The organism is Magnetofaba australis IT-1, assembly GCF_002109495.1.
Taxonomy (GTDB): domain Bacteria; phylum Pseudomonadota; class Magnetococcia; order Magnetococcales; family Magnetococcaceae; genus Magnetofaba; species Magnetofaba australis.
Genome location: NZ_LVJN01000020.1, coordinates 20,613 through 45,597, shown reverse-complemented (window position 1 = coordinate 45,597; position 24,985 = coordinate 20,613). Strand labels below are relative to the sequence as shown.

The following is a 24,985-nucleotide window of genomic DNA, read 5'->3' as shown; positions in this document are numbered from 1 at the left end:
GCATTCATGAGCGCCATTCAACCGTCAGACGAAACCGTCAAGATCGTCTCTGCGCCCACCCAAGCCGACGAACCGCCGCCGGAGTTGGATGAGGAGACGCTGCACGGCGGCTTGCAGGCGCTGGGCGCGCGACTGCGCAAAGCGCGTGAGGAGAAGGGGTGGAGCCTGGAGGCGTGCCACAAGCAGTGCCGCATCCGCGACACCCATCTGGCCTCGCTGGAGCGCGGCGACGTGGACGCCCTGCCCGGCCTCACCTTCGCCATCGGTTTTATGCGCGTCTATTCGCGCCATCTGGGCCTGCCGGAACAGCAGATGGTCAAAGCGTTCAGCCAGGCGCTCAATCAGCGCGATGAGAAGCTGGTGACGCAGTACTTCCCGCCGCCCGACAGCCAGAGTCGCGGGCGTCCCGGCCTGTGGCTCATCGCCGCTGGCGTGTTGCTGCTGGTCGGCCTGTATGTGGGCTATGAGTATTGGTTCTCGGAGCAGCCGCAGATGGCTGACCCCATCGCCTCACCCATGGCCCAGCCTGTGGGCGCGCAACCCGCCGACGCTTCCGCCTCAGCGGGTGAAGAGGCCCCCAATGGATCCAGCGAAGCGGGCGCTGAGTCCAGCTTTTCCGCTGCAGGCGAAGAGGGCATGAGCGCCCCGGAAGCGGCCTCGGAGAGCATGGAGAGTGAGTCCAGCGATCAGGCGCAAATGGAGCAGCCCACCCCGGAGCCCACGCCGCTGACGCAGCAGGCTGATCGCGAGCCCATGACGCAAACGCCCCTGCGGGAGGAGCCGTTGCAGACCGCCCACGCCGCTCCGCCCAGCGTGGTGAAACCCGATCTGAACGCCGAAGTGGCGGTGGTCGCCCACGCCGCGCAGCCGGAGCCGGAAATTCCGCCCATGAGCGTGGCGCGCGCGCCCGAAGCGGCGCCCAGCGCGCCCGCCGAGCCGACCCAGCCGGAGTCGACCCCGACGCCGACCCCCGACCGCGCCGCCACGCCGGAACCGCTCAGTGAAGAGGCGCGCCCCCTCACCGACAGCCGCGTGGCGTTGGTGATCAATGAAAACGCCTGGCTGTTGATCAAGGATGGGCGCGGCAAAACCTATAAGACCGGACTGTATAAGGCCGGTCGCGTCATCGCCATCCCCACCCTGGGCGGCCCCTATGTGGCCAAAATCGGCAACGCGGGCGGCGTCAGCTTCCTCGTCGATGGCCAACCGGCGCCGCCGCTGGGCAAACCGGGACAGTTGATCCGCAAAGTGACTCTCTCACCCGCCATGATTGCGGCGCGTCGCCGCATGGAGTCGCGCTGAGCCGTTCGTCGCATCTGATTGGAACCCCCCATGTCGTTCTCCCTGCTGCAACTGGCGGCGCTGTGGCTGGCCGTCGCCACCGGCGGCCTGGTGCAGGGCGCAACCGGCTTCGGTTACGCCCTCATCGCCGCCCCCACCCTGATGTTGATCGCCCCGCACATGGTGCCGGGGCCGGTGATCCTGGCCGGACTGCTGCTGACGCTGATGATGTCCCTGCGCGAATGGCGCGAGGTGGACCTCAAACTGGTCGGTTGGATCATGCTCGGCACGCTGCCGGGGTTGTGGCTGGGCGCCGAGGTGCTGAGTTGGATCTCCGCGCGCGGTTTGGCGTTCCTGTTCGGAAGCCTGACCCTGCTGGCGGTGGGGCTGTCGTGGTTTGCGCCCCATTTCCACCCTTCGCCCAAGCTGCTGGGCCCGGCGGGGGTGCTTTCCGGGGTAATGAGCATCACCACCAGCATGGGCGGACCGCCGGTGGCGCTGTCGCTGCAACATCTGCCCGGACCCAAACTGCGCGGCGTACTCAGTGTGGTGTTCTCCTTCGGTTCGGCCATCAGCGTGCTCACCCTGTGGCGCATTGGCCGCATGGGTGCGGCGGAGTTTCAATTGGGGCTGATGTTCATGCCCGCCATCGGCTTGGGCTTTCTGCTCTCCTACCCCATCAAGAACCGTTTGAATCACGCCGCCGTGCGCCGCGCCGTGCTGCTGGTGGCGGCCTGCTCCGGCATGGCGGTGATTCTGCGTGAGTTGCTGTAATTTTCTAAAAATCTCCGGGACGCTTTAAGATGCTGGGGCTTCGCCCCAGACCCCATGAGGGCGCTGCCCTGGACTTTCGTGAGTTTTGCCCCCTGCTGGCAATCAGAATATATAGCGAGTCAAAACCAAAACTGCACAGAGTGGCCAATGTTTGCGTGACGCTGGTTCGGCTTGCGTTGACTATTGGCCGCCGACTGGTCGGCGGCGGGGTCTGGGGTCGCGGACCCCAGCGGGGTGTGGGGCGGCGCCCCACGGTTTGATCTTTGGGAGCTCGAGGGCAAAGCCCTCGATATCTTCCAGCGCCCATATGTTCATTATTGAATGCTAGCGACACTATTTCACCCTCTCTGATCACCCCTCAGAATCCGCTCTTTCTCCCCTTGCCAATCCTTGGGTTGCGCTGTTTGGAGGAGTAGACTGGATGCCTATATTCCCCGTCATTGCTTCGGCGCGGCGGCCTGTGCCCCACACGGCGCACACGCCCGCACGCACCCCAAAGGAGTCGCCCATGTCCGATGCTGTCGCCACCACCCATATCCGCAATGTCGCCCTGCTCGCCCATGGCGGCGGCGGCGCCACCACGTTGGCCGAATCGCTGTTCTTCAACGGCGGCGTCATCAGCAAACGCGGCGACGTGGCGCGCGGCGATACGGTGCTGCGCAACGAACCCGAAGAGATCGCCCGCGGCATCACCATCAGCCCGCAGATCGGACACTTCCCCTGGCGCGACTACGACATCAATATCATCGACACCCCGGGCTACATCGACTTTCTGGAGCACACCCGCGGCGTGCTGTCGGTGGTGGGCGGCGCGGTGCTGTGCTACTCCGGCGTACACGGCGTCAAAACCGAAAACGAACGCTACTGGAAGATGGTGCAGGAGGCCGAAGTCCCGGCCATCGGCTTCATCAACAAGATGGAGAAGCACAACGCCGACTTCATCCGCGCCCTGGGGCAGATTCAGCAGGACCTGGGCGTCACCACCCTGCCGCTGACCATCCCCATCGGCAATGGCGACGACTTCCATGGCATCGTCGACCTGATCCCCATGACCGCGTGGTCGGCCAAGGAGGGGGTGTTCGAGCAGATTGAGCTGCCCGAAGAGGCCCGCGCCGACGCCGAACACTACCGCGCCGAGCTGGTGGAGAAGATCGTCGAGGGCGACGACGAGCTGTTGGAAGCCTATCTGGAGAACGGCCAGGAGCCCACCGAGGAGCAGCTCCACGCCGGTTTGAAGGAGGCGGTGATGACCCGTCGTCTGCTGCCCATGTTCTGCGGCTCCGGGGCGATGAACATCGGCTGTCGCGCGCTGGCCAACGCCATCGTCAACTATCTGCCCAGCCCGGTGGATAAAGCCGCCCTCAAACCGTTGGTGGGGGTGGATCCTGAGAACCATGAGCGCGAGATTGCGCGTCAGCCGGATGTATCCGAGCCCATGTCGGCGGTCACCTTTAAAACCGTCATCGACCCGTTTGCGGGCAAAATGAACATGGTGCGGGTCTTCTCCGGCGTGCTCAAGGCCGACTCCCCCATTCTCAACGCCACCCGGGGGGTGAAGGAGAAGGGCGGCCATCTCTATCGCATCGAAGGCAAGGAGATGACCCAGGTGTCGCACCTGGAGGCGGGGCAGATCGGCGCCATTGCGCGCCTGTCCGACACCCACACCGGCGACACCCTGTGCGATGCCGACAACCCCATTCACTATCATCGCGTGCGCTACCAGGAGCCTGCGCTGGCCTATGCGGTGGAGGTGGACTCCAAGAGCGAAGACAAGGTCTCCCAGGGGTTGCAGAAGCTGTGCGAGGAGGATCCCACCATCCGCGTGCATCGCGACGATGAGACCAAGGAGCTGATTCTGGCGGGCATGGGCCAGACCCATCTGGCGGTGGTGCTGGATCGTCTGGAGCGCAAGTACAACGCCAAAGCCACCCTCAAGGCGCCCAAGGTGCCCTATCACGAAACCCTCACCAAGGCGTGTCGGGTGCAGGGCAAGCTCAAGAAGCAGTCTGGCGGACGCGGTCAGTTCGGCGACTGCTGGATCGAAGTGGAGCCGCTGGCGCGCGGCGAAGGCTTTGTGTTCGAGAACAAAATCGTCGGCGGCGTCATTCCGCGCAACTTCATCCCGGCGGTGGAGAAGGGCGTCATCGACGCCATGTCCAAGGGCATCGTCGGCGGCTATCCGGTGGTGGATGTGAAGGTGAAGCTGGTGGACGGCTCCCACCACTCGGTGGACAGCTCCGACAACGCCTTCCGCAGCGCCGGCTCCATCGCCTTCAAGAACGCCATGGACGAGGGCGGCTCGGTGCTGCTGGAGCCGGTGATGGCCATGGAAGTGGTCTCCCCCGATGAGAGCATGGGCGACGTCATCGGCGATCTGAACTCCCGCCGCGGCAAGATCACCGGCGTCAATCCCCGTGGCGGGGCCCAGGTAATTCTGGCCGAAGTCCCCATGGCCGAGGTGCTGGATTATGGCAACACCTTGAACGCGCTGACCTCCGGGCGCGGTCTCTACACCATGCAGACCGGCTACTATCAGGAAGTGCCCAGCCACATCGCCCGCAAGGCGCTGGAAGATAAGGGCTAATTCTAGCAATAACGGGGGGAGCAGGATGTTCTTCTCCTCCCTGTATTGTTTTTTGGATGCTTGGAGAGACTGGGGCTTTGCCCCAGACCCCATAAGGGCTCCGCCCTTAACCCGCCAGGGAAATGATTTCCCTGGACCCTCGTTATAGTAAGTCAAACCGAGAATCGGACATGCTCGGTTTTTGGATAATGAAAGATATCGAGGGCTTTGCCCTCGAGCTCCCAAAGACCAAACCATGGGCTCCGCCCATACCCGCTGGGGGCGCAGCCCCCAGACCCCGCCGCCGACCAGTCGGCGGCCAATAGTCAGCGCAAGCTCAATCTACGTCACGCAAACATTGGCCGTTTTGAGCAGTTTTGGTTTCGACCCACTATAGATCAATGCCTGGTCATCACCATGGTGTGGAGTTCGCGGGTCAATGACGCCAACCCCGAGCTGCGCAGCGAAATGAACGGCTTGCCATTGTGCTTGCAATACTTCTTGCTGCGCAAACACGCATCGTGACTGACGCAATCCACCGGGCAGATCACCAGATCGGCGCGACTCATCAGACTCTCCAACCGCGCCGCGCCATCCCCCACCCCGCCATCATGGTGGATCAAACGCCCGTTATAGCGCTTGACCAGATCCCGATAGCGCCCGCGCAGATGGGTCACCCCACCCACATAAAGCAGGCAACGCCCCTTCAGGTCTGGATGCGCGCACTGTTTGCCATCACACGCGCCTGAATTCTCGCAAGTGGGCGCCAACAGAGTCTGAATGGCGCTCTCCAACGCATCGCGCTCCTGCTCCATCTCATCGGCTCTCTGCATCAGCAGATCCGCCCGCTCCCGCTCGGCGGTGAGATCCATCTTCAACACCGCGCGCTCGCCCTCGAGCCGCTCCATGGCCTGCACCGCCCCTTGCAGCATCAGGGCGCTCTCTGCGCTTTCGGCCTGCTGATCCCGCTCGGCGCGGGTGTTGAGCAGATCCAAACGCGCCTGCAGAGCGCGATTCTCCTCGCGCAAGCGCAACAAGTTGGCGTCGCGATCGCGCACCGTCTGATGCAGGCGCGTTTTCAGCGCCTCCACTTCGGCGCGCAACTGCTCCTGCGCCTGTTGCGCATCGGCCTGCTGCGTCAGCCGCGCCCGCGCATTGGCCCCATGCAGATGGGAGAGCATATGGATATCGCCATACACCTGGCTCAAGCAGGTCTCATCAGCATGCGGATGCGAAGCGATGGCCCACAACGGCCCGGCCACCCGTCCGCTCTGCACCGCCTCGCGCCACCACTCCAGCAAACCCTGGCTATCGCGAATCTGCTTGGCGCGGCTCAGGCTGCGCGTATGTTGACGGTCCAACGCTTTGTTGAGGAGTTTACCCAGACGGCCACTCTGTTTGGCTGAGGCGGTGGCGGTGGCGTGAACCTCGAAGTCGCTGGCCGTCTCCACGGAGGAGTGGGTGCGGTTGGCGTGGGCGCGTAATGCTTCAATAGAAAAGCAGGTGCCGATAATGGGGCAGATGAGTCGCTCATCCACTTGCCACAGCTTGCGCCGTTTGCCGTTGGAGAGCGGTTTGACAGGCGCGGTCGCGCCCACAGAGGAGACGGTATCGGAAGACAATTTGCACATGGAATGGCCTCATCAGCAGAGTCGAAACGTGCTGCTAACGATAATGTTTCTCATTTGCAAGTCAAGCGCTTTTTTGCCGCCTCCTTTGGTGGCTCATACAATAGCCTGAGTTTATTGGTTAATTGCCGGATTTACTTTGCCACAAACACTCTTCAACTTTCCCTGGCTCAGAGATCTACGGCATTCGCTCCTGGCGGCTTCGCCGCCATATCGCTCACTGCCGTTTCCCCGACGGCCTCCGTGCTGGCTCGTCATTCTGAGATTTTCCCCTAACCTCTTACTGGCTCAAACTCTCTTGCTGGGGAAACGGCCAAAGACAACTGCCACACCGTGGGGCGCCGCCCCACACCCCGCTGGGGTCGCGGACCCCAGACCCCGCCGCCGACCAGTCGGCGGCCAATTTGGCTCAGCGCCAGATCGACTTGCCCGCGCCCGGCAAACCCAGCTCCGGCCACATTGCATCGACTCGCTGGATCACGTCATCACGCATCACGATGGGCGTCCCCCACTCGCGCTCGGTCTCGCCGGGCAACTTGTTGGTCACATCCCAGGCAAAGCGCAAACCGCTGGGCTCGATGGCTAGGTCACGGCTGGCGTCAAAACGGGTGGCCAATACCCAAATCAAGTCATCCCAATTGTGCGGGTCGATATCGCCATCGACGATCCACAACTGCTTGGGACCCATCTCCGGCGGCAGCGCGGCCCACGCTTGCTCAATGGCGCGGCGGGATTGCCCGGCGGCGCGCTTCTCAATGGCCAGCGCCGCCAGCCCCAGCTCGGGACGACAGGCGACGCTCTGCGCGCCATCGATGCCCATCAAGGCGTCACTCCAGCGCGCGGCGGCGTCGGGCGGCGGCAGGAACGGCGCGCCGATGTCGGCTTCGGCGCCGATTTTGGTGGTGGCGTCCACCCCCAACTTGCCCCCCAGACTGCTCTGCGGCGAGGCAAAGTCCAGATAGTCGATGGGGGTGTTGCCGATCACATGCAGATCGCGCCCCGGATGGACGTGGCGCGCCACGCAATCCATCACCGCATCCCAGTCGGTCACATCCACCCCGGCGTCCACCACGAACAGCGTCTTGGTGTAGAGGAACTGACGCAGAAAGCCCCATACGCCGGTCATGGCGCGGAAGGCGTGGCCGGGATAGCCCTTCTTCAGCGCAATCACCGCCGCGCGGTAGGAGCACGCCTCGGCGGGCAGGTGGAAAGCGACGATCTCCGGGAACTGCTTGCGCAGCAGCGGCACAAACACGCGGTTGAGCGCCAGCGCCAGCACCGACGGCTCATCGGGCGGGCGTCCGGTAAAGGTGGAGAGGTAGATGGGATCCTGGCGCAGACTCATGCGCTGCACGGTGAACACCGGGAAGCGCTCGACTTCGTTGTAGTACCCGGTGTGGTCGCCATAGGGGCCTTCATCGGCCACGTCATTGAGATCCACCGTCCCCTCCAGCACGATCTCGGCGGAGGCGGGAATGGGCAGGCCGGAGAGCGCGGATTTGACGATAGGGATGCGCTTCTCCCGCATCAATCCGCCAAAGGCGTATTCAGAGAGGGTGTCGGGCACCGGGGTGACCGCCGCCAGAATGGTCCCTGGATCGGCGCCGATGGCCACCGCCACCGGAATCGGCTTGTGGAACGCGCGCGCATGTTGCGCCCCGCCGCGATGTTTGAGCCAGCGCATGATCAGGCGATTGCGCCCAATGGGCTGCATGCGGTAGATGCCGATATTCACTGGTCCGCCGTCGGGGCCCTGGGTGATCACCAACGGCCAGGTGATCAGCGGCCCCACATCGCCCGGCCAGCAGGTCATCAGCGGCAGCATGCCCAGATCCACGGCGTCGCCGTCGAAGCTCTGCGCCATCCACGGCGCCCGGCGCAGGCGTCGGGTGGGCATGTGGCGCACGCGGCTGAGATTGCGCGCAATCTCCCATAGACTGCCGATGCCGCCCGTGGGGGGCTCCGGCTGTTTCAGCCACGCCAGCAGCTCGCCCAGCTCCGACAGCCCCTCCAGCGACTGCCCCACCGCCAGCCCCACCCGCTCCTGGGAGCCGAACAGATTGGCTAACACCGGCATCCGCCCGCCCACCGGGTTGGTGAACAGCACCGCTGGGCCGCCTTCGGCCAGCAAGCGGGTGCTGATTTCGGTGATCTCCAGATTGGGGTCCACCGCACGGTCGATGCGGATCAACTCGCCGCGCTGCTCCAGCATGGTGATGAATGCGCGCAGATCGGCAAACGCTTTGGGGGCGGAAGAGGCGGTTTGGCTCATGATGAGGAGGCGACGTTTTCTTCTGAGGCGAGGTTGACCGTGACGGTGACTTCATTGCCCACGTCGTTGTATTGCAGGGTATCAAAGCTCATGGCGCGGGCCATGGCGATGCCGCGTCCATGGGGATCGAAGGCGCGCTTGGGGTCAAACTCCAGATAGTCGGCCCAGTTGAAGCCGTCGCCAGCGTCGCGAATGGTCACGCTCAGGCGCTCGGCGCTGTGTTGCAAGGTCACTTCCACATACTTGTCGGCATATTCCGGCAACGCCAGACGCCGCTCCACCTCTTCCATCCACAGCAGCCGCCGATTGGTCAGGAGTTGCCCCTTCTCGGCGTAGGTGATCTGCAGATTGCCATGCTCCACAGCGTTGATCAGCAGCTCCGAAAGCCCCACCGCCGCCCGTTGTGAATCGGGAAACAGGTTGGCCAGCAGCGCCGCCAGACTCTGCGCATCGGAGAGATGGCGAAAACGAAAGCGCCCCTGTTCCAGCAAACGGATGCTGGCGATGCTGTCGCGCGCCTCGCGCAGGGCGCGTTCGGCGCGCTCCTGCATCGATTTATAGTCTCTGTAATCCCCCACCGCCGTATTCACCACCGCCAGCAGCATCTCCCGGCGCAGCGGTTTGGTGAGGTAGTAGTGGGCGCCCGCTCGCAACCCCTCCAGAATCTCCGCCTGGGCGGATTTGGCGGTCTGCATGATCACCGGAACCAGATGCATCTCGGGGTGCGCCTTGATGCGTTTGAGCACCTCGATGCCATCCATCTTCGGCATCATACGGTCCAGCAGCACGGCGTCAAAATCGCGCGGTTTGCGCTCCAGAACGCGCAGCGCGGTGGCGCCGTCACGAGCCACAGAGACGCTGTAGCCCTCCTGTTTCAGATAGTCGGTGAGGATCTCAACATTGATGATCTGGTCATCCACAACCAGAACTTGTGGGGGCTTCTGCTTGGCGGGCGAATCCGTCACGTCTCGCCTCCTTCCAACGGTCCAGCGGGAACGGGTCATGCAAAACGGCTTCAGGATAAGCCAACCGGCATACCGGGCAAAGAAAATTCCAGCACGCTCACAACCGCAAACCCCTCAGTATGCGGCCAGCAGAATGCCCAATAGCAGCGGCAAGCCCAGTTGGCTGTTACTCAAAAAGGCGTTGAACAGCGTGTCCCGCTCCCGTTTACGGCAACGCACGATCTGCAGCGCCATATGCGCCGCGCAGCCGAGCCAGGCGATCCCATAAGACCAACCAAAGCCCAATCGCCAGCCAAACAGCGCCCACAGCAGCAGGGTCAGCGCGTAGAATCCGGCCACCGCCGCCAAGTCGAAGCGGCCAAAGAATATGGCGGTGGATTTGACCCCGATCTTCAGGTCGTCCTCGCGATCCACCATGCCATAGAGGGTGTCGTAACCGGTGGCCCAGGTGAGGATGGAGGCGAACAGAATCCAGGCGTCCAGCGTCACCGCGCCCGCAGTGGCGGCCCAGGCCATGATCACCGCCCAACCGAAGGCCGCGCCCAGATAGAGTTGCGGCGTGTGAATGATGCGTTTGGTGAACGGGTAGGTCAGCGCCAGCAGCGCGCCGCCCACCGAGAGTTGCAGCGCCAGCCAGTTGAGTTGAAACGCCAGAAACAGCGCAATGACCAGCAGCAGAATCAGCAGCCCCACCGCCGCGCGCATGCTGATGCGTCCCGCCGCCAGCGGGCGCTGTTTGGTGCGCTCCACATGGGGGTCGAAGTCGCGGTCGGCGATGTCGTTGATGACGCACCCCGCCGAGCGCATCACAAACGCGCCGATGCCGAACACCGCCATCAGCAGCCAGTCCGGTTGCGCCGGAAAGCTGGCCGCGGCCACCCCCCACAGCGCCGGCCAGAACACCAGCCAGGTGCCAATGGGTTTGTCCACGCGCATCAGCCGCAGCGACTCACGCAGCAGCGGAAACGGAATAGCGTCAACGGTTTGAGCGATGTTCCACATGGGTTCTAGAGTAGGATCATGCAACAAATGCGAGAGGAATTTTAGAAGATTTTAGAGACTGGGGCTCCGCCCCAGACCCGGCCAGGGCTTTGCCCTGGACCCACAAGGGCTCCGCCCTTGACCCGCCAGGGAAATGATTTCCCTGGACCCTCGTAAGTTTTACTCCGCGCGTTTCCTGACCTGATCGCCCAACTATAGTGAGTCAAACCAAAACTGCACAGAACGTCCAATGTTTGCGTAACGCAGGTGAAACTCGCGCTGACTATTGGCCGCCGACTGGTCGGCGGCGGGGTCTGGGGGCTGCGCCCCCAGCGGGTGTGGGCGGAGCCCACGGTGTGGCTGTTGATCTTGGGAGCTCGAGGGCAGAGCCCTCGATATCTTTCATTATCCAAAACCGAACAGATCCGATTCTCGATCAGATTTTCTATACTTATCAGGTTCTACTCAAGTGGCGCGAACAGTTCCAGAATTCTCGCCCTGGGAATCTCATTGACCACAAAGATGGAGCGACGGCACCACACCGGCTGATCCAACCCCAACTGCGGCGCGCTGGCCAGCGCCAACGCCAAACCCGTGCGCCGCACGCTGGCCTGCTGGGCCAAAAACAGCCCCCCCAACGGTTTGACCCCCTGCTCAATCTGCGCTTGCGTGTCGGCGTCCAATCCATCGAGCAGAATCTGCGAATGGGCGAACACGCGCAAATGACCCGGCGAGTTCAACCACGCATCCCGCGCCAGATGACGCGCTCCAAACGGCAGTTGCAGCGCATCGTCCCACACGCCCGCAGGTTCGGCGGCGGCGTCATCCATCACCACCTGCCCCACCAGGCTCACCAACACCGGCGCGCCATAATGCGCCTGCAAGGCGGCGGTGAGCGACCCTTCGCAGCCTAACAACGCGCGCCAATCCGCATTCAGCCCTTCGCCACGCTGGGCAAGCAGCGTCTGCGGGTCATCCCAATGCTGATCAAACTGCAAGGCGGGCGCGGGCATGGGCGGTCGGGGTTGCGATTGGACGGAAGTTCCCACACTATACCCAAAACCCCCGCCAAGACAACATTCGCCGGGAAGCGCGCCGATGCTCAAACCCCACCCCAAGCCACATTTCACGCCATGACGCCGCGTCTGCATCTGCCCACTCTCGACATGCAGACCGAGCGCGCGCAACTGGATCGCGACGCTAGCCGCTACCTCACCCGGGTGCTGCGCCTGGGGGTGGGCGCGCGGGTGCTGCTGATGGATGGACGCGAAAACGCCCGCTTCGGCGTGATTGACAGCCTGGGCGACAAGGGCAGCGGCGACGGCGTGGAATTGCGATTGATGGAGCGCGTCTCCACCCGCCCCGAGCCACCGCTGGAGTTGACCCTGGTGCAGGGGCTGCTCAAGGGGAGCAATTTTGAACTGGTGATTCAAAAAGCCGCCGAGTTGGGCGCGGCGCGGGTAATTCCCCTCATCAGCGAACGGGTGATCAAACGCCCCGACGCCAAACGGGTGGGCAATCAACTGGAGCGCTGGCGCCGCATCGCCACGGAGGCCATGGAGCAGTGCGGACGCGGGCGGCTGATGGAGATCACCGAACCCAGCGACTGGAAGGGGCTGGCCGCGCTGCTGGATGACGGCCTGCGGCTGATCCCGTGGGAGGAGAGCGCCGACGGCGCCGCCCCCACCCTGGGCGAGTTGGCGCGCACGCTGGAGACAGCGCCGCAGTCGGTGACGCTGATCATCGGTCCCGAGGGGGGCTTTCCCGCCCATGAGGTGGCGCGCGCCCAGCAGGAGTTGCAGGCGCAGCCTGTGCGACTGGGGCCGCGCATTCTGCGCGCCGAGACCGCCGCCATCAGCGCCGTGACCCTGGCGCTGGGGGTGTGGGGAGATCTGCTGTGAGGCGCGGGCTGCTCATTCTGGCGCTGTTCTGGCTCACGGGCTGCGCCGGACCGCCGCCGCAGACCCATCAGAGCACGCAGTTGCGCATGGGCACGTTAGTGAGCATCTCCACCTTTGGCCTCAATCAGAGCGAGCATGCGGCGGCGGCGGGCGCGGCGTTCCGCGAGATGGGGCGCATCGAGACGCTCATGAGCAGCCATCGCGATGACAGCGCCAGCGGACGGCTCAACGCCGCTCCGCGCGGCGCGTGGCATCCGCTGGATGGCGAGTTGGGGGCGTTGCTGGAGCGCGGCATGGCCGTGCAGCAGGCCAGCGATGCGGCGTTTCACATGGGCCTGCGCCCCTTGGTGGTGCTGTGGGGCTTCTCCCAGGAGCCGCCGCCCTCCCAGCCGCCGCCCATGGAGGCCATTGCGCAGTGGCGGACGCTGGCGGACGGCCATCTGCAAGCGGCCATTCAACTGCGCAAAACCGACGCGGGCGACACTGAGATCCGCCTGGAGAATGCGGCGTTCGGTCTCGATCTGGGCGCCATCGCCAAGGGCTACGCCATCGATCGCGCCATGCACAAGTTGCTGGATCTGGGCGTGAGCAACGCTTTGATCAACGCCGGCGGCGATATTCGCGCGGTGGGCAATAAGGGCGGCGCGCCGTGGCGCATCGGCGTGCGTCATCCGCGCCCGCAGCAAGTTCATCCCCAGGTCCCGCCCAACCCCGAGACGGTGGTTGCGGCGGTGGAGACCACCACGCCGCTCTCTATGGTCACCTCGGGCGACTATGAACGCTTTTTCGACTACGAAGGGCGGCGTTATCACCACGTGTTGGACCCCCACAGCGGCGCACCGGCGGCGCAGGGGTGGGCGTCGATCTCGGTGCAGGCGGCCAATGCGGAGTTGGCTGATGCGCTCTCCACGGCGTTGATGAATCTGTCCCACGCGGCGGGTCAGGCGTTGTTGGAGAAATTCCCCGGCGCGGCGGCGATGTGGTATCGCGCCGATGGGGAAAGATATAAGAGTCCCGACTTCCAGGGCGAGTGGCTTATATAGTGGCTTATATACTCAGTCGAATTCAAAAATAGCCATTGGCGGTTTTGGCGATGGAAGATATCGAGGGCTTTGCCCTCGAGCTCCCAAAAGCCAAACCGTGGGGCGCCGCCCCAAACCCCGCTGGGGGCGCCGCCCCCAGACCCCGCCGCCGACTGGTCGGCGGCCAATAGTCAGAGCAAGCTCAAGCTGTGTCACGCAAACATTGGCCGTTTTGTGCAGTTTTGGTTTCGTGTGGCTATATAATAGAAACGACCAGTCTGCGCTTAACTTCGGTGATCCTACTCGGACTTTCATGAAAGCACAGCGCCAACTAACGAGGGTCCAGGGAAATTGGATTTGTCCTGATTGGCCTGGCGGGTCGAGGGCAGAGCCCTCGCGGGTCCAGGGCAGCGCCCTGGCGGGTGTCGGGCGGCGCCCGACTGGGGTTTGGGGCAAAGCCCCAATATCTTTCATCTCCCTATCGTTATATTCCCATGAGGATAAAGCCGCATGACCCTAACCGCCCCCCTCTCCCTGCTGCGGCGCGCCAGTAACGGCGCGGATCGCTTAGTCGCATTGGCGACCCTGGCGGGGATCGGCGTCTCGGCGCACCTGCTATGGGGCGCGCCGGGGGCGGAGGCGGCGGTGTATCGGGACAATCACCTGGTGGCCACGCTGCCGCTGGATCGCGACGCCGCGCTGGAGGTGGCGGGACGCCTGGGTCCGGTGCGCATCGAGACCCATGGCGGACAGGCGCGTCTGCTGGAGCATCGCAGCGCGCGCATGATCGGAACCCGCACCGGCTGGATCGGCTCCAGCGGGCGGGTGGCGGTGTGCGTGCCGTGCGGGGTGCTGGTGAAGATCACCGGCAATGCCGCCACGCGCGGCGCCGACGACCCCAACGCCTTTGACGCCATCGCCCAATGACGCGCCCCCTCGCCCACGTCGACTCCGAGCCGCTCCATCCTCTGCGCCGCGACCTGTTGGCGGCGTGGCTCACCGCCGCCGCCATCGCCGCCCATGTGGCCGAAAGCGCCTTGCCGGGGCTGGGTCCGTGGTTCAAGCCGGGGGTGGCCAATCTGTTTGTGGTGGCGACGCTGTTTCACCTGGGCTGGCGACTGGCGGTGACGGTGGCGCTGATCCGCGTATTCGTCGGCGCGTTTGTGCTGGGGACGTTCCTCTCCCCCACCTTCTTTCTGAGTCTGGGCGGGGCGCTGGCGGCGGTGGCGGCCATGGGGCTGGCCATGGCGGCGCACAGATTGCCCGGCTGCGGCTCGCCATCACGACAACTGGGGCCGGTGGGGGTCTCCATCCTCATGGCGCTGGCGCACATGGGCGCCCAGGTGGTGATCGCCAACCTGCTGCTGGTGCGCCACGACGGCCTCTATCTGGCGCTGCCGGGGTTTCTGTTCAGCGCCTGGATCACCGGCCTGTTCAACGGCGTGCTGGCGTTTCTGCTCATCGAGCGGCTGCGACGCCACTGAATCTAACCACACCACACAAGCCTACGCCTTGGCCTGCTTGCCTATTTGATCACGATTTTGGCCGACCTACGCTGAACGCACGCTCTATCCAACAACCCCACACAGTCCCCCTGCTCCATGCGATAGAGCATGATGATTCCGTCGCGATTGTTGGGGCTGGGCGCGCCTGATGGCAAAAGCAGAGTGGGAATGCCGCTGCCGCTCTGACCACTGATGAGGCTCGGGCTGCGTTGGTTATTGGGCAGAGTGGTCTGCTTAAGCACCATGTAGGCGTTGCCCACGCGCATGCGATGGGTGATTTTCACCCCAGGACGCTTCTGTTGCGCCTTGTTCACCCACGCATCGATCTCCGCCTGGGTCGCCAGACGCAGATCGCCGCGCGCCGCCAGCGCTTCGAAACCCGCCATGCCCGCAGGCAACTCGGCTTGGTTGGCGCCGGACTTTGGCATCTCCCCTGTGCCGCCGACGATCCAGTCGCTCTCCGGCACCTGCTCCGCCTGACCAAGCGCGATGCTCCGCACCGAACCCCCACCCGGTTCGAAATGGTCCATTGAACGTCCAGTCAGCGTTTTGAGCCGCGCGTTCAAACTCTCCGCCTGATCGGTGCGATAGGCGTAGAAGCGGCGGCAGTCGCTCCGCTCGTTCAACGGGCCGTTCACATTGCGCACCGGGACATCACGCGCCACTCCCTCCACACTCTGGGCGGAGTAGCCGCTGACGATCACGCCTGCGATGGTGGTTTGCGGTGAGCGGTGAATCCGCCAGATCACTGGATCATACGCGGTGAGCGCCAGCACCACCGGTTTGTCCGGCAGGTGCGCTTTGACCACCACCTGCCTGGTGACAGGCCCACCCTTTTCCAGCTGCTTGGATGCGGGTTGACCGCCGCTGTATACTCCCGCTGCAACCAATTGAAATTCATCTGGTAATCCACTCATCACACAGATGTTGGACGCAGGCTTTGATGGCGGCGGCGACGCTTGCGCAGGCGGTGGCGTTGGCGCGCTCGACTCCGCCGCCTTTTCCGGCAGCGCGCCGATGCGGGTTTGGTAGGATTTGAGCGTCACAACCATCTGCTGCATATGGTTTTGCAAACAGCGCGTGTCCATCATGGGACTCATGGCGGCTTCCAGCTCATCCTCCCGCACAACCGGCAGCATCGCCTCAAACACACACTGCATCGCCATCACATTGAGCCATGACGTGTAGGTGGCGCGATAGATTCTGCCCAGCGCCTTGTCGCCCCGATCATCCAACGTTTGCCGAATCTCCTGACTCAACAACTTACTCGTTTGGCGATCTATTTTGGCTTGCGTCAACTCTTTCTCACTCTGATTGACGGCGCGGTCGGCATGCTCCCGGTAGCGCAACCACAAGCGCCCCTCCTGTTCCAGAAGATCGACCAGGCAAGCTGGGTCTTGCTGGAGTTTGCCTGATGCGTTGCGGGCGTTGCGCACCATGAGCGGCGGCCCGTGACGGGATCCCTCCAGTTGCGCCAGTCGAGCTTCAAAGTAGCAGCGCGCGCGACGATAGGAGCGCCAACTGCTCTGCAAGCGGTTGAAGGAGAGATACAGGCCGCCAGACAGAGCCGCGCGCAGCTCTCTCCCCACCTTTTTGCGCTGTTGCTCCAACGCCGCCACACGCTGATATTCACCGGAAGTCACTGCTGCTGCGGGCGTGGACGCGCCGAGCCAAAGCAGCAGCGCCACACCAGTGAGCAAGTGCATCGGATTGAGCTGCATGGATATGAGCCTCGCGTTAAACTCTCGAAAAAATCTTATGTTTTATGAAAAGATAAAAAGAGAGCGCCGCATCGGGCGCTCTCTTTGGAACAGCATGTCACAGGCGTTTACTGCAACGCTTTCTGTAGGGTGAAGGCGCCGCGAATCTGGCCCGCCTTGTAACCCACGGCTTTATCGTCGGGGTACTTCTCAGCCAAAATCTTCTGCACTTCGGGGCTGATCTTTTCGCCATGGCACATCAGGCAGGGCTTCTCAGCGGTGGGGATCGCCTTCATGTAGCGGAAGGTCTTGCCGTCGTTGAGGATCTCATAATGCTCCATCTTTTTGGGATCCTCGCCCTTGGCCAGACGCGCATCAAAGCTCTGCAGCACCAGATGCTCCCAGGCGTCGGGGGCGTTTTCAGGGTTGCGCACCTTCAGGCTGGTGCGGCCCACTTCGCCGCCATATTGACGCGAGGCGTTGCGGGCGATGCCTTTGGCCGCCGCGCTGCACACCTGCACGCCCACAGCGGGACCGCCGGATTTCAGTCCCTTGACCAAAGTGCCTTTGAGATTGCCAAAGAAGGCTTTGACGGCGCCGCGCGCTTCCGCCGCCAGCGCTTCGGTGTCTTCCGCGGCAAACGCAGGCGACGCCAGCAACAGGGCCGCGCCCAAGGTCATAACGCCCAATCTCTTCATCTGTTCACTCTCCATCTTGCTTGCATCGGCGATGTGCGTTGGCGCTTGGTGCGCTGAATCCAACGCGCTGATTTCCCTCCCCCGCCGGGCATGTTGCCGGTTTCACCAGGCCGGGGCAAGGATCGCCGCACAGCCGCGCGCACTGGAGTGGCTCAGTGAGTGGACGCTTTGGAGAGCGCTTCGACCTTGGTTTTCACCGTCTCGGCATCGTCATTGGAGCCGGTGGCGCAGTAGCTGCCGCCGCCACTCTCCTTGGCGCTGACGGCGGGTTTGGCGCCGCTGGCGGGGGCGGCTTCACTCTCCTCGCCCTCTTCCCCTTGCGAACAGTGCACCACGCGGTTGCGGCCCGACTCCTTGGCGCGATACAACGCGGCATCGGCGCACTGCACCGCCTCCCAGAAGTCCGGGGCGTCGTTGGGGAACTCCGCCCAACCGATGGAGATGGTCTTTTTGAGCACGCCGCCGGAGATGGGGATGGTCAGATCCTCCACCGCCGCGCGCACCTTCTCGGCGATCTTGGCGCCTTGGCCTGGCGTTTCGCACTGCAGCACCACCAGGAACTCCTCGCCGCCATACCGCACCACCAAATCGGCGGCGCGCACCTGGGTCTGCAGAGTTTGCGACAGGGATTTGAGCACTGTATCGCCCGCCTGGTGGCCGTATGTGTCGTTGACCATTTTGAAGTGGTCCAGATCCATCATCAACACCGCCAGGGTCTGCCCTTTGCGCTCGGAGGCGGCCACTGCGGTGGGGGCGAACTCCTCCAGGAAGCGACGATTGTGCAAACCGGTCAGGGCGTCGCGCAAGGCCGATTCGCGCAGTTTTTCCATCAGGCGCTTGGACTCGATCACCGATGCCGATTCGCGCAGATAGACCTCAATGAAGGGGCGCAGCAGTTGGAACATGATGCCGTGATCGTGCTCCACCACCAGCTGCACCACGTTGCCCACCGAACCGGAGTGGATGACGGGAATGCACATATAGCGCAGATCCGAGCGCTCCCCCTGAGCGTTGACGAACTGATTGCAGATAGCGGGCGCGGTGACGCCATCCACCATATGCCCGGTGCGTTGCGCGCGGCACAGCTCGGCCTGGTACTGCACCTCGTGGCGGCACCAGCGGCAGCCGGTTTCGGCGGCGGCGCCATCGAGCACCATGGGATGCATGCGGTTCTGACTGGCGGAGACTTCATAGATGGAGAAGCGCTGCAGACCAAAGCGCGTCTCCAGCACCTGGGAGATGCGTTGATAGACCTCGCGTTTGGTCAGATCCTCTTCGATCTGCTGCTTGAACTGCGACACCTCCACCAGCGCCTCCACCACCTCGGTGACCGAGGAGAGCTGGTTGGTGTGGTCATCCACGTTGTAGTGGATCAGTTTGGCCACATCGTCGCTGATCTTGCCCAGATTCTCGCGCAGGTGGTCCATCAGGCGGTTGAGATTGGCGGCGATCTCCGCCAAACCGCCTTCGCAGTGGTCACACTGCACGCGGCCGGTGAAGTCGCCTTCACGCCCCCGCCGCACCACGCCCAGGATGCTCTCCACCATGCGGATCAGCGGCACGATGCGGTGGTGGAAGAACCAGTTGACGCCAATCACCATCACCGCCAGCAGCAGCAACAGCGCCACTGACGCCGCTGTGGTGGCCGCGCCCGTGAACTTGAAAAGAACTAACCAAAGGACAACAAGAACAATAATGGGAGTCGCCGCCATCACCATCCACGACAAGCTCCGCCAACGTTGAATTTGATCGGCGGTGGGCCAGCTCATAGTACACTCATTTCGGTGTAATGCGACATTATGGGAATCGAAGAGTTCATGTATTTCTTAACAGAAACGCCGCAGACGCTTCAATCATAATATGCGGTATTTCTAAATTAGATTGAATCTACTGGGAAATTTTGTGACTTTCGCAGGAAGATCATCGTCCCTTTTCGCACTTGCCGAACTCGCAGTAGACTATTGCCTGGCAGGGGGAACTTCCCCCTCGCCCAGAAGCGTCAACTCTTGGGGATGCGATCATGAAAACATTGAAAAAAAACATATTTATAGGAATCGGCGTACTGCTCATGCTGTGCTCTGGCGTCGCCAACGCCGAGATTCAGACCGAAGCGGTGCGCTATCAGGATGGCGATGTCACCCTGCGCGGGCATCTGGTGTGGGATGACGCCATCGCCGGCAAACGGCCCGGAGTGATAGTTGTACACGAATGGTGGGGTTTAAATGATTACGCGCGCAAACGGGCGCGCATGCTGGCGGAGTTGGGGTATGCGGCCTTCGCCATCGATATGTACGGCGAAGGCAAGATCACCAAACACGGCAAGGACGCCAAGGCGTGGATGAGCCAGATCACCAGCAATGTGCACGCCTGGCGCAAGCGCGCGCAGTTGGGGCTGGAGATGCTCAAGTCCCGCGCCATTGTGGACCCGGACAACATCGCCGCCATCGGCTACTGCTTCGGCGGCGCCACGGTGATGCAGATGGCCTATGCGGGGTTGCCGCTCAAAGGGGTGGCCAGCTTCCACGGCTCACTGCCGCCAGCCAGCGCTGAGGAGGCCAAGAGCATTCAGGGGCAAATCTTCGTGGCCCACGGCGACGATGACGGCTTTGTCCCCGCCGAGCGCATTGCAAAGTTCCTCGACGGACTGCGCGTCTCGGGCAAAGCGTGGCAATTCACCCGCTACGGCGGAACCAAACACAGCTTCACCAACCCCGACGCCGACAAAGCGGGCATCGACGGCCTGGGCTACAACCCCATAGCGGACAAACGCTCCTGGGCGGCGCTGCAAGTGTTCCTCGGCGACATCTTCGCCAGCAAATAACACCAGCGGGCGCGTTCTTTTCCCCAGCAGAGCGCGCCCTCTGGTCGAGATGGGCAAATCCCGCCACAGGAGCGTCCGAGCCAACGCCGCAATCCGCCAATAAAAAACCCCCGACCAGACGGTCGGGGGCGTGAAGAGGAGTTGCATAAATCCCTGGAGATGATAGCGTTCTGGGCGCAACCGATTGGCCGTTTCGCGTCCGCCTGGAGGACGAACGCGGGTTGCGTGAAACGCGATGTGGGGGAGATGAGCCCACGCCTTTACTCTACACCAGGAGCGCTTTTGCCCCCAAGGAAAATCCACCTTTTGCAGGGCGAAAAATGGCGTTTTTTTGTGTTTTCCAAATTTATAGACACCATTTTCCTGTGATTATGCGCCGCACCCCTCCCCTCCACGCCCATCACGCCGCTTAAGAGACGCATATGGAGTTCCTCGCCGATCTGCACCTGCACTCCCCCTTCTCGCGCGCGGTCAGCCGGGAAATGACGCCGCAAAACATCGCCTTATGGGCGCAGCGTAAAGGCATCGGCGTGGTGGGAACGGCGGACTTCACCCATCCAGTGTGGCGGCAAACCCTGCGCGAAGCCCTGATCGAAGCGGAACCGGGACTGTTCCAACTGCGCCCGGATTTGGCCGCCGCGGTTAGACGCGATCTCCTGGAGCAGACCGGCCCCGCACTGGCGGAGGCCCCGGCGCCGCGCTTTCTGCTCACCACCGAGATCGCCGTTATCTATCAGCGCGCTGGCAAAACCCGGCGCATTCACCATCTGATCTGCCTCCCCTCCTTCGCCGCCGCCGAGCGCCTGAGCGTCGCCCTGGCCCAGGTGGGCAATCTGCACGCCGATGGCCGCCCCATGCTGGGGTTGGACTCCCGCGATCTGCTGGCGATGACCCTGCACAGCGACGCCGATGCGCTGCTGATCCCCGCCCATGTGTGGACCCCGTGGTATGCGCTGTTGGGGGCGCGCTCGGGGTTTGATTCGGTGGAGGCGTGTTTTGGCGATCTGACGCCCCACATTCTAGCGCTGGAGACCGGCCTATCGGCGGATCCGGCGATGATGGCGCGAGTCTCCAGCCTGGACCGCTATCGTTTGGTCTCCCACTCCGACGCCCACTCTCCCAGCAAACTGGGGCGCGAAGCCACACGCTATGAGTGTGAATTGGATTACCACGCCATGCGCCGCGCCCTCGCCACCGGCGCAGGATATGGCGGAACCATCGAGTTCTTCCCCCAGGAGGGCAAGTATTTCCATGACGGCCACCGCGCCTGCGATGTGCATCTGAACCCCGAAGTGGACACCCCCGCCGACGGCCTCTGCCCGGTGTGCGGCAAGGCGCTCACCACCGGCGTGCTCAACCGTGTGTTGGCGCTGGCCGATCGTCCCGCCAACCAGAGCGATCACGCCCCGGCGCCGTTTGTCTCCCTCACGCCGCTGGCGCAGATCGTGGCGGAGTTGGCGGGGGTTAAATCCCCCAACAGCAAACGGGTGACGCGGGCGGTAGAGCGGCTATTGGGGCGGCTGGGGCCGGAGATTCCCCTGCTGACGCAGGTTCCCTTGGCGCAGATCGCAGAGGTCGGCTCCGAGCTGCTGGCCGAGGCGATCCGGCGTCTACGCGCCGGGCAGGTGATTCGCCAATGCGGCTATGACGGCGTGTTCGGGCGCATTCGTCTGTTCGCGCCAGATGAAGCTGTGTCGACGCGCCGCTGGCTGGATATGCTCTATCGTTGCTAGCGTTCAACAGCGAACATATGGGCGCTGAAAGATATCGAGGGCTTTGCCCTCGAGCTCCCAAGATCAACAGCCACACCGTGGGCTCCGCCCATGTATGGTCCGCTCCGCCACGGCAAGAGAAAATGTCCACTGATGTGTGAGGCTTAGTCGCGCCCATGTATCCGGCCTGTTGATGAGGGGCTTGTCGCCCTCTGGCCCTGATGGAATTTGCGCGTGGCCCTCCTCAACACACCCTCGGCCTCTATGGGCCCTTGGACGAAACAGGTTCTTGACCACGCAGGGCTATGCCGTTTCACGCCATCAATCTCGACTCTCTCTCGCAACCTGGCTGGTGGGATCTCTTTCTCTTTCCTTATCGGCCTGTTTTTCTTTTAGAGTTGTATTGCGCTCTCTCTACACAGCGGCGCTGTCCCCATAGGCCTCCTGCTTCACCAGCATCGCCCACGCGCTGCGCGCCATGCGGTTGGCCAGCGCCACCACTGCTCTATTTGCGCCGCGACGTTCCGACACCGACACTGCCCACTGGCTGCGGCGATCCGGCTTGTTTTCACACACGCGCAACGCCGCCCGCGCCCCATGGATCAACAGGGTGCGAAGATAACCATTTCCCCGCTTGCTGATCCCCGTCAGCCACGCCTTGCCCCCTGTGGAGTGCTGATTCGGAACCAACCCTATCCATGCCGACAGCTCCCGGCCATTCTTAAACGCCCGCACATCCCCCACCGACGCCAACAGCGCCGTCGCCGTGATCGGTCCCACTCCCGGGATCGTCATCAGCAATCGACACTGCGGCTCCGCCTTGGCCAGCGCCTCAATCTCACGCTCATATTTGCCGATGCGCTCATCCAAATGCGCCAGCTCATCGCGCTCATCCTCCAGAATTACGCGAAAATTGGCGCTCATTTCCGAGCTCTCATCACTCAAAATCAGCACAATCGCCCGCCGCGCCTGCTTGATGCTCTTGGGAAAGACAATCCCATACTCGGCAAGCAGTCCGCGAATCTGGTTCACCAACGCCGTGCGGTTCTTCACCGCCAGACTGCGCACCCGATGCAACGCTAGAATTTCTTGCTGGGCAACGCTTTTGATCCCCACAAAACGCATATTCGGACGCTGTACCGCTTCACATATCGCCTCAGCGTCCACGCTGTCGTTCTTGTGCCGCTTCACGTAGGGCTTCACATATTGCGGCGCCATCAAACGCACTTCATGCCCATATCCCTGAAATTTCCGCGCCCAGTGATGCGCGCCGCTACTGGCTTCCATCCCCACCAGGCACGGCGGCAGTTGCGCCATGAACTCCAGTAACTTATCTCGTTTCAAGCGCTGTTTCAGAACGCTCTTGCCGCGCGCATCGACGCCATGCAACTGAAACACGCTCTTGCCCAGATCAATCCCCAGTACCCGTACCTGTCCGTTTTCGATATGATTGCTCATGGTCCGCTCCGACTCCGTTTAGATGGAAAAACACACCACCATCTTGGCCCATTGCGAGGCCGTTTGGGTAGCGGAGCGGACCATTCCATTACACCCGCTGGGGGCGCGGCCCCCAGACCCCGCCGCCGACCAGTCGGCGGCCAATAGTCAGCGCAGACCAACCTGTGTCACGCAAACATTGGCCGTTCTGTGCAGTTTTGTTTTTGAATCATTGTATATAGACCTTCAGCCCCGCCATTTCCCCATTTTTGCCCGCCATCTGCTGAAAATTCTTCAGCTTTGCCCGCCGCGCGCCGAAAAGTCACCTCAGTTCGACATGAAATGTAAGATCCGACTGCACTGTGATGAGGAGCCGTCCTGTGAACAACGCTGGCACACCCACCCGTCTGACCATTAGCGCCGCCGCCATGCTTGGCGTCATCGGCCTTTCCGGCATGGCCAACGCCGCCGATGATCTGCCCAGCCGCGCCGAACTGTGGAAGCTGATTCAACAACAGCAGAAGCAGATCGAGGCGCTGCAACAGAAACTGGGCGCGGCCTCCGAAGAGGTCAAAGCGGTGGCCAAGGCGCAAGCCGATAGCAGCGCCAAGAGCGGCGCGGCGGCCCCCGAATGGACCCAACGCATCAGCCTGAGCGGCAAGATGGAAGTGGACGCGGTGACCAGCAACGACCTCAATAATGACTGGAACGCCACCACCGGCGACAGCTCCAGCGATATCGTGGTCAGCACCGTGGAAGTGGACGTGGCCGCGCAGATGAATAGCTGGGCCAGCGCCCACACCACCCTGAAATATGAAGAGGACGCCGACGGCTCGCGCATTCAGTTCGACGCCGGCTCCATCACCATCGGCAACACCGAACGCTATCCGGTGTGGTTGACGGCGGGTAAAGAGACCCTGCCCTTCGGCGCCTTCCCGTCGGCGGCGTTTGCCGACTCCCTGCCCAAAACCATCGGTGAAATGGGCGGCGAGACCGCCGTCATTCTTGGCGCCACCGCCAGTGGCTTCACCGGTCAAGGCTACGCTTTCAATGGCGACAGCCGCGTCTCCGGCGACACCGACGACACCCTGGGCGGCTACGGCATCATGCTGAGTTATGGCGGCGAAGTGGGCGCCGTGGGCGTGGACGCTGCGGTCAGCTACGTCAATAGCATCGAAGACGGCAACATCTCCGACACCCTGGGCACTGGCGGCGCGGCGGGCAACGTGGACGCCATCGCCAAGCGCATCGGCGCCTGGGACGCCCACCTGAGCCTGAGCATGGCCGGGTTCACCCTCACCGGCGAATACTTCACCGCCGCCGAACGCTTCGCCGCCGCCGAACTGGCGTGGAATGGCCAGGGCGCCAAACCCCGCGCCTGGCATCTGGAGCTGGCCTACGACACCGAAATCAAGAGCTATCCGGTCACCTTCGCCGTGGCCTATGACGGCACTGACGAAGCACTGGACCTGGGCCAGCCCGAAGATCGTTGGTTGGCTATCGTCAATGTGGCGATTCTCGACGGCGTGTCGCTGGGTCTGGAGTACATGCACTCCGAAGATTACGCCACCAGCAAAACCGGCGCCCGCGTGGCCGCTGGCGCCGGCGACGACCGCGACCAGGTCACCATGCGTCTGGCCGCCGAGTTCTGATCCCCGCCAGGGCATCATCTCGAGAGATTCTGTTTGGATTACGCGGCGAGGAGCTTCTCCTCGCCGCGTTTCG

General features: G+C 63.0%; 19 protein-coding genes. 10 read left to right on the top strand and 9 right to left on the bottom strand.

Features of this window, described 5'->3' with window-relative positions:
- The first annotated feature begins 6 nt into the window (after window positions 1-6).
- The 3 genes from MAIT1_RS12530 to fusA all read left to right on the top strand — a co-directional run bounded on the left by MAIT1_RS12530 (window position 7) and on the right by fusA (window position 4,639).
- Complete coding sequence (locus MAIT1_RS12530) at window positions 7-1,302, top strand: helix-turn-helix domain-containing protein (protein ID WP_085442627.1); 1,296 nt, start codon at window positions 7-9, stop codon at window positions 1,300-1,302.
- Window positions 1,303-1,332: 30 nt separating this feature from the next.
- Window positions 1,333-2,055, top strand: a complete 723-nt coding sequence (locus MAIT1_RS12525; RefSeq protein WP_085442626.1) for a sulfite exporter TauE/SafE family protein — start codon at window positions 1,333-1,335, stop codon at window positions 2,053-2,055.
- Between the two features lie 508 nt (window positions 2,056-2,563).
- On the top strand, window positions 2,564-4,639 hold the full coding sequence (gene fusA / locus MAIT1_RS12520) for an elongation factor G (RefSeq protein ID WP_158089466.1): 2,076 nt from the start codon (window positions 2,564-2,566) through the stop codon (window positions 4,637-4,639).
- 377 nt (window positions 4,640-5,016) lie between these two features.
- Here the strand turns inward: fusA and MAIT1_RS12515 are convergent, their stop codons facing one another.
- From MAIT1_RS12515 to MAIT1_RS12495, 5 genes are all read right to left on the bottom strand, one after another.
- Window positions 5,017-6,249 (bottom strand): DUF2325 domain-containing protein, encoded by a 1,233-nt coding sequence (locus tag MAIT1_RS12515; protein WP_085442624.1) that lies wholly within the window; start codon window positions 6,247-6,249, stop codon window positions 5,017-5,019.
- A 406-nt stretch (window positions 6,250-6,655) separates the two neighbouring features.
- Window positions 6,656-8,518, bottom strand: coding sequence for a UbiD family decarboxylase (locus MAIT1_RS12510; RefSeq protein WP_085442623.1), 1,863 nt, complete (start codon window positions 8,516-8,518; stop codon window positions 6,656-6,658).
- A complete protein-coding gene (locus MAIT1_RS12505; RefSeq protein WP_198947888.1) occupies window positions 8,515-9,483 on the bottom strand; it encodes a response regulator in 969 nt (322 codons plus the stop codon). The genes MAIT1_RS12510 and MAIT1_RS12505 overlap by 4 nt, the downstream gene beginning before the upstream one ends.
- A 114-nt stretch (window positions 9,484-9,597) precedes the next feature.
- A complete protein-coding gene (gene ubiA, locus MAIT1_RS12500; RefSeq protein WP_085442621.1) occupies window positions 9,598-10,485 on the bottom strand; it encodes a 4-hydroxybenzoate octaprenyltransferase in 888 nt (295 codons plus the stop codon).
- Between the two features lie 440 nt (window positions 10,486-10,925).
- On the bottom strand, window positions 10,926-11,477 hold the full coding sequence (locus tag MAIT1_RS12495) for a chorismate--pyruvate lyase family protein (RefSeq protein ID WP_143814821.1): 552 nt from the start codon (window positions 11,475-11,477) through the stop codon (window positions 10,926-10,928).
- Window positions 11,478-11,597: 120 nt separating this feature from the next.
- On the opposite strand from MAIT1_RS12495, the gene MAIT1_RS12490 reads away from it, so the two are divergent.
- The 4 genes from MAIT1_RS12490 to MAIT1_RS12475 all read left to right on the top strand — a co-directional run bounded on the left by MAIT1_RS12490 (window position 11,598) and on the right by MAIT1_RS12475 (window position 14,871).
- Window positions 11,598-12,365 carry an RsmE family RNA methyltransferase gene (locus MAIT1_RS12490; protein ID WP_158089465.1) on the top strand — a complete coding sequence of 256 codons (768 nt, stop codon included), beginning with the start codon at window positions 11,598-11,600 and terminating at the stop codon, window positions 12,363-12,365.
- The gene (locus MAIT1_RS12485; RefSeq protein ID WP_085442618.1) at window positions 12,362-13,408 is read left to right on the top strand and encodes an FAD:protein FMN transferase; all 1,047 of its coding nucleotides are present in this window, start codon (window positions 12,362-12,364) and stop codon (window positions 13,406-13,408) included. Before MAIT1_RS12490 ends, MAIT1_RS12485 begins: the two co-directional genes overlap by 4 nt.
- 489 nt (window positions 13,409-13,897) lie before the next feature.
- Complete coding sequence (locus MAIT1_RS12480; RefSeq protein ID WP_085442617.1) at window positions 13,898-14,314, top strand: NusG domain II-containing protein; 417 nt, start codon at window positions 13,898-13,900, stop codon at window positions 14,312-14,314.
- Window positions 14,311-14,871: a Gx transporter family protein gene (locus tag MAIT1_RS12475; RefSeq protein WP_085442616.1), complete on the top strand. Its 561-nt coding sequence runs from the start codon at window positions 14,311-14,313 to the stop codon at window positions 14,869-14,871. Before MAIT1_RS12480 ends, MAIT1_RS12475 begins: the two co-directional genes overlap by 4 nt.
- A 41-nt stretch (window positions 14,872-14,912) precedes the next feature.
- Here the strand turns inward: MAIT1_RS12475 and MAIT1_RS12470 are convergent, their stop codons facing one another.
- The 3 genes from MAIT1_RS12470 to MAIT1_RS12460 form a co-directional block, all read right to left on the bottom strand.
- Window positions 14,913-16,613 carry a hypothetical protein gene (locus tag MAIT1_RS12470; RefSeq protein ID WP_085442615.1) on the bottom strand — a complete coding sequence of 567 codons (1,701 nt, stop codon included), beginning with the start codon at window positions 16,611-16,613 and terminating at the stop codon, window positions 14,913-14,915.
- A gap of 107 nt (window positions 16,614-16,720) precedes the next feature.
- A complete protein-coding gene (locus tag MAIT1_RS12465) occupies window positions 16,721-17,290 on the bottom strand; it encodes a Tll0287-like domain-containing protein (protein WP_085442614.1) in 570 nt (189 codons plus the stop codon).
- 152 nt (window positions 17,291-17,442) lie between these two features.
- On the bottom strand, window positions 17,443-19,059 hold the full coding sequence (locus tag MAIT1_RS12460; RefSeq protein ID WP_085442613.1) for a GGDEF domain-containing protein: 1,617 nt from the start codon (window positions 19,057-19,059) through the stop codon (window positions 17,443-17,445).
- 299 nt (window positions 19,060-19,358) lie between these two features.
- On the opposite strand from MAIT1_RS12460, the gene MAIT1_RS12455 reads away from it, so the two are divergent.
- Together MAIT1_RS12455 and MAIT1_RS12445 are read left to right on the top strand one after the other, a co-directional pair.
- On the top strand, window positions 19,359-20,111 hold the full coding sequence (locus MAIT1_RS12455) for a dienelactone hydrolase family protein (RefSeq protein WP_241893475.1): 753 nt from the start codon (window positions 19,359-19,361) through the stop codon (window positions 20,109-20,111).
- Window positions 20,112-20,533: 422 nt separating this feature from the next.
- Window positions 20,534-21,844, top strand: a complete 1,311-nt coding sequence (locus MAIT1_RS12445) for an endonuclease Q family protein (protein WP_085442610.1) — start codon at window positions 20,534-20,536, stop codon at window positions 21,842-21,844.
- A 393-nt stretch (window positions 21,845-22,237) separates the two neighbouring features.
- Here the strand turns inward: MAIT1_RS12445 and MAIT1_RS12440 are convergent, their stop codons facing one another.
- Window positions 22,238-23,281, bottom strand: a complete 1,044-nt coding sequence (locus MAIT1_RS12440) for an IS110 family RNA-guided transposase (RefSeq protein ID WP_085442609.1) — start codon at window positions 23,279-23,281, stop codon at window positions 22,238-22,240.
- Window positions 23,282-23,640: 359 nt separating this feature from the next.
- Here MAIT1_RS12440 and MAIT1_RS12435 point away from each other — a divergent pair, with 359 nt between their 5' ends.
- Window positions 23,641-24,912 carry an LbtU family siderophore porin gene (locus MAIT1_RS12435; protein ID WP_085442608.1) on the top strand — a complete coding sequence of 424 codons (1,272 nt, stop codon included), beginning with the start codon at window positions 23,641-23,643 and terminating at the stop codon, window positions 24,910-24,912.
- The last annotated feature ends 73 nt before the right edge of the window (window positions 24,913-24,985 follow it).

What these genes read in the sequence shown, in the direction of transcription:
- MAIT1_RS12475 (WP_085442616.1), top strand. Translation starts at nt 14,311, where the DNA reads ATGACGCGCCCCCTCGCCCACGTCGACTCCGAGCCGCTCCATCCTCTG.
- MAIT1_RS12455 (WP_241893475.1), top strand. Translation starts at nt 19,359, where the DNA reads ATGCTGTGCTCTGGCGTCGCCAACGCCGAGATTCAGACCGAAGCGGTG.
- MAIT1_RS12495 (WP_143814821.1), bottom strand. Translation starts at nt 11,477, where the DNA reads ATGCCCGCGCCCGCCTTGCAGTTTGATCAGCATTGGGATGACCCGCAG.
- MAIT1_RS12525 (WP_085442626.1), top strand. Translation starts at nt 1,333, where the DNA reads ATGTCGTTCTCCCTGCTGCAACTGGCGGCGCTGTGGCTGGCCGTCGCC.
- MAIT1_RS12440 (WP_085442609.1), bottom strand. Translation starts at nt 23,281, where the DNA reads ATGAGCAATCATATCGAAAACGGACAGGTACGGGTACTGGGGATTGAT.
- MAIT1_RS12445 (WP_085442610.1), top strand. Translation starts at nt 20,534, where the DNA reads ATGGAGTTCCTCGCCGATCTGCACCTGCACTCCCCCTTCTCGCGCGCG.
- MAIT1_RS12465 (WP_085442614.1), bottom strand. Translation starts at nt 17,290, where the DNA reads ATGAAGAGATTGGGCGTTATGACCTTGGGCGCGGCCCTGTTGCTGGCG.
- MAIT1_RS12490 (WP_158089465.1), top strand. Translation starts at nt 11,598, where the DNA reads ATGACGCCGCGTCTGCATCTGCCCACTCTCGACATGCAGACCGAGCGC.
- MAIT1_RS12515 (WP_085442624.1), bottom strand. Translation starts at nt 6,249, where the DNA reads ATGTGCAAATTGTCTTCCGATACCGTCTCCTCTGTGGGCGCGACCGCG.
- MAIT1_RS12470 (WP_085442615.1), bottom strand. Translation starts at nt 16,613, where the DNA reads ATGCAGCTCAATCCGATGCACTTGCTCACTGGTGTGGCGCTGCTGCTT.
- MAIT1_RS12510 (WP_085442623.1), bottom strand. Translation starts at nt 8,518, where the DNA reads ATGAGCCAAACCGCCTCTTCCGCCCCCAAAGCGTTTGCCGATCTGCGC.
- MAIT1_RS12460 (WP_085442613.1), bottom strand. Translation starts at nt 19,059, where the DNA reads ATGAGCTGGCCCACCGCCGATCAAATTCAACGTTGGCGGAGCTTGTCG.
- ubiA (WP_085442621.1), bottom strand. Translation starts at nt 10,485, where the DNA reads ATGTGGAACATCGCTCAAACCGTTGACGCTATTCCGTTTCCGCTGCTG.
- fusA (WP_158089466.1), top strand. Translation starts at nt 2,564, where the DNA reads ATGTCCGATGCTGTCGCCACCACCCATATCCGCAATGTCGCCCTGCTC.
- MAIT1_RS12480 (WP_085442617.1), top strand. Translation starts at nt 13,898, where the DNA reads ATGACCCTAACCGCCCCCCTCTCCCTGCTGCGGCGCGCCAGTAACGGC.
- MAIT1_RS12530 (WP_085442627.1), top strand. Translation starts at nt 7, where the DNA reads ATGAGCGCCATTCAACCGTCAGACGAAACCGTCAAGATCGTCTCTGCG.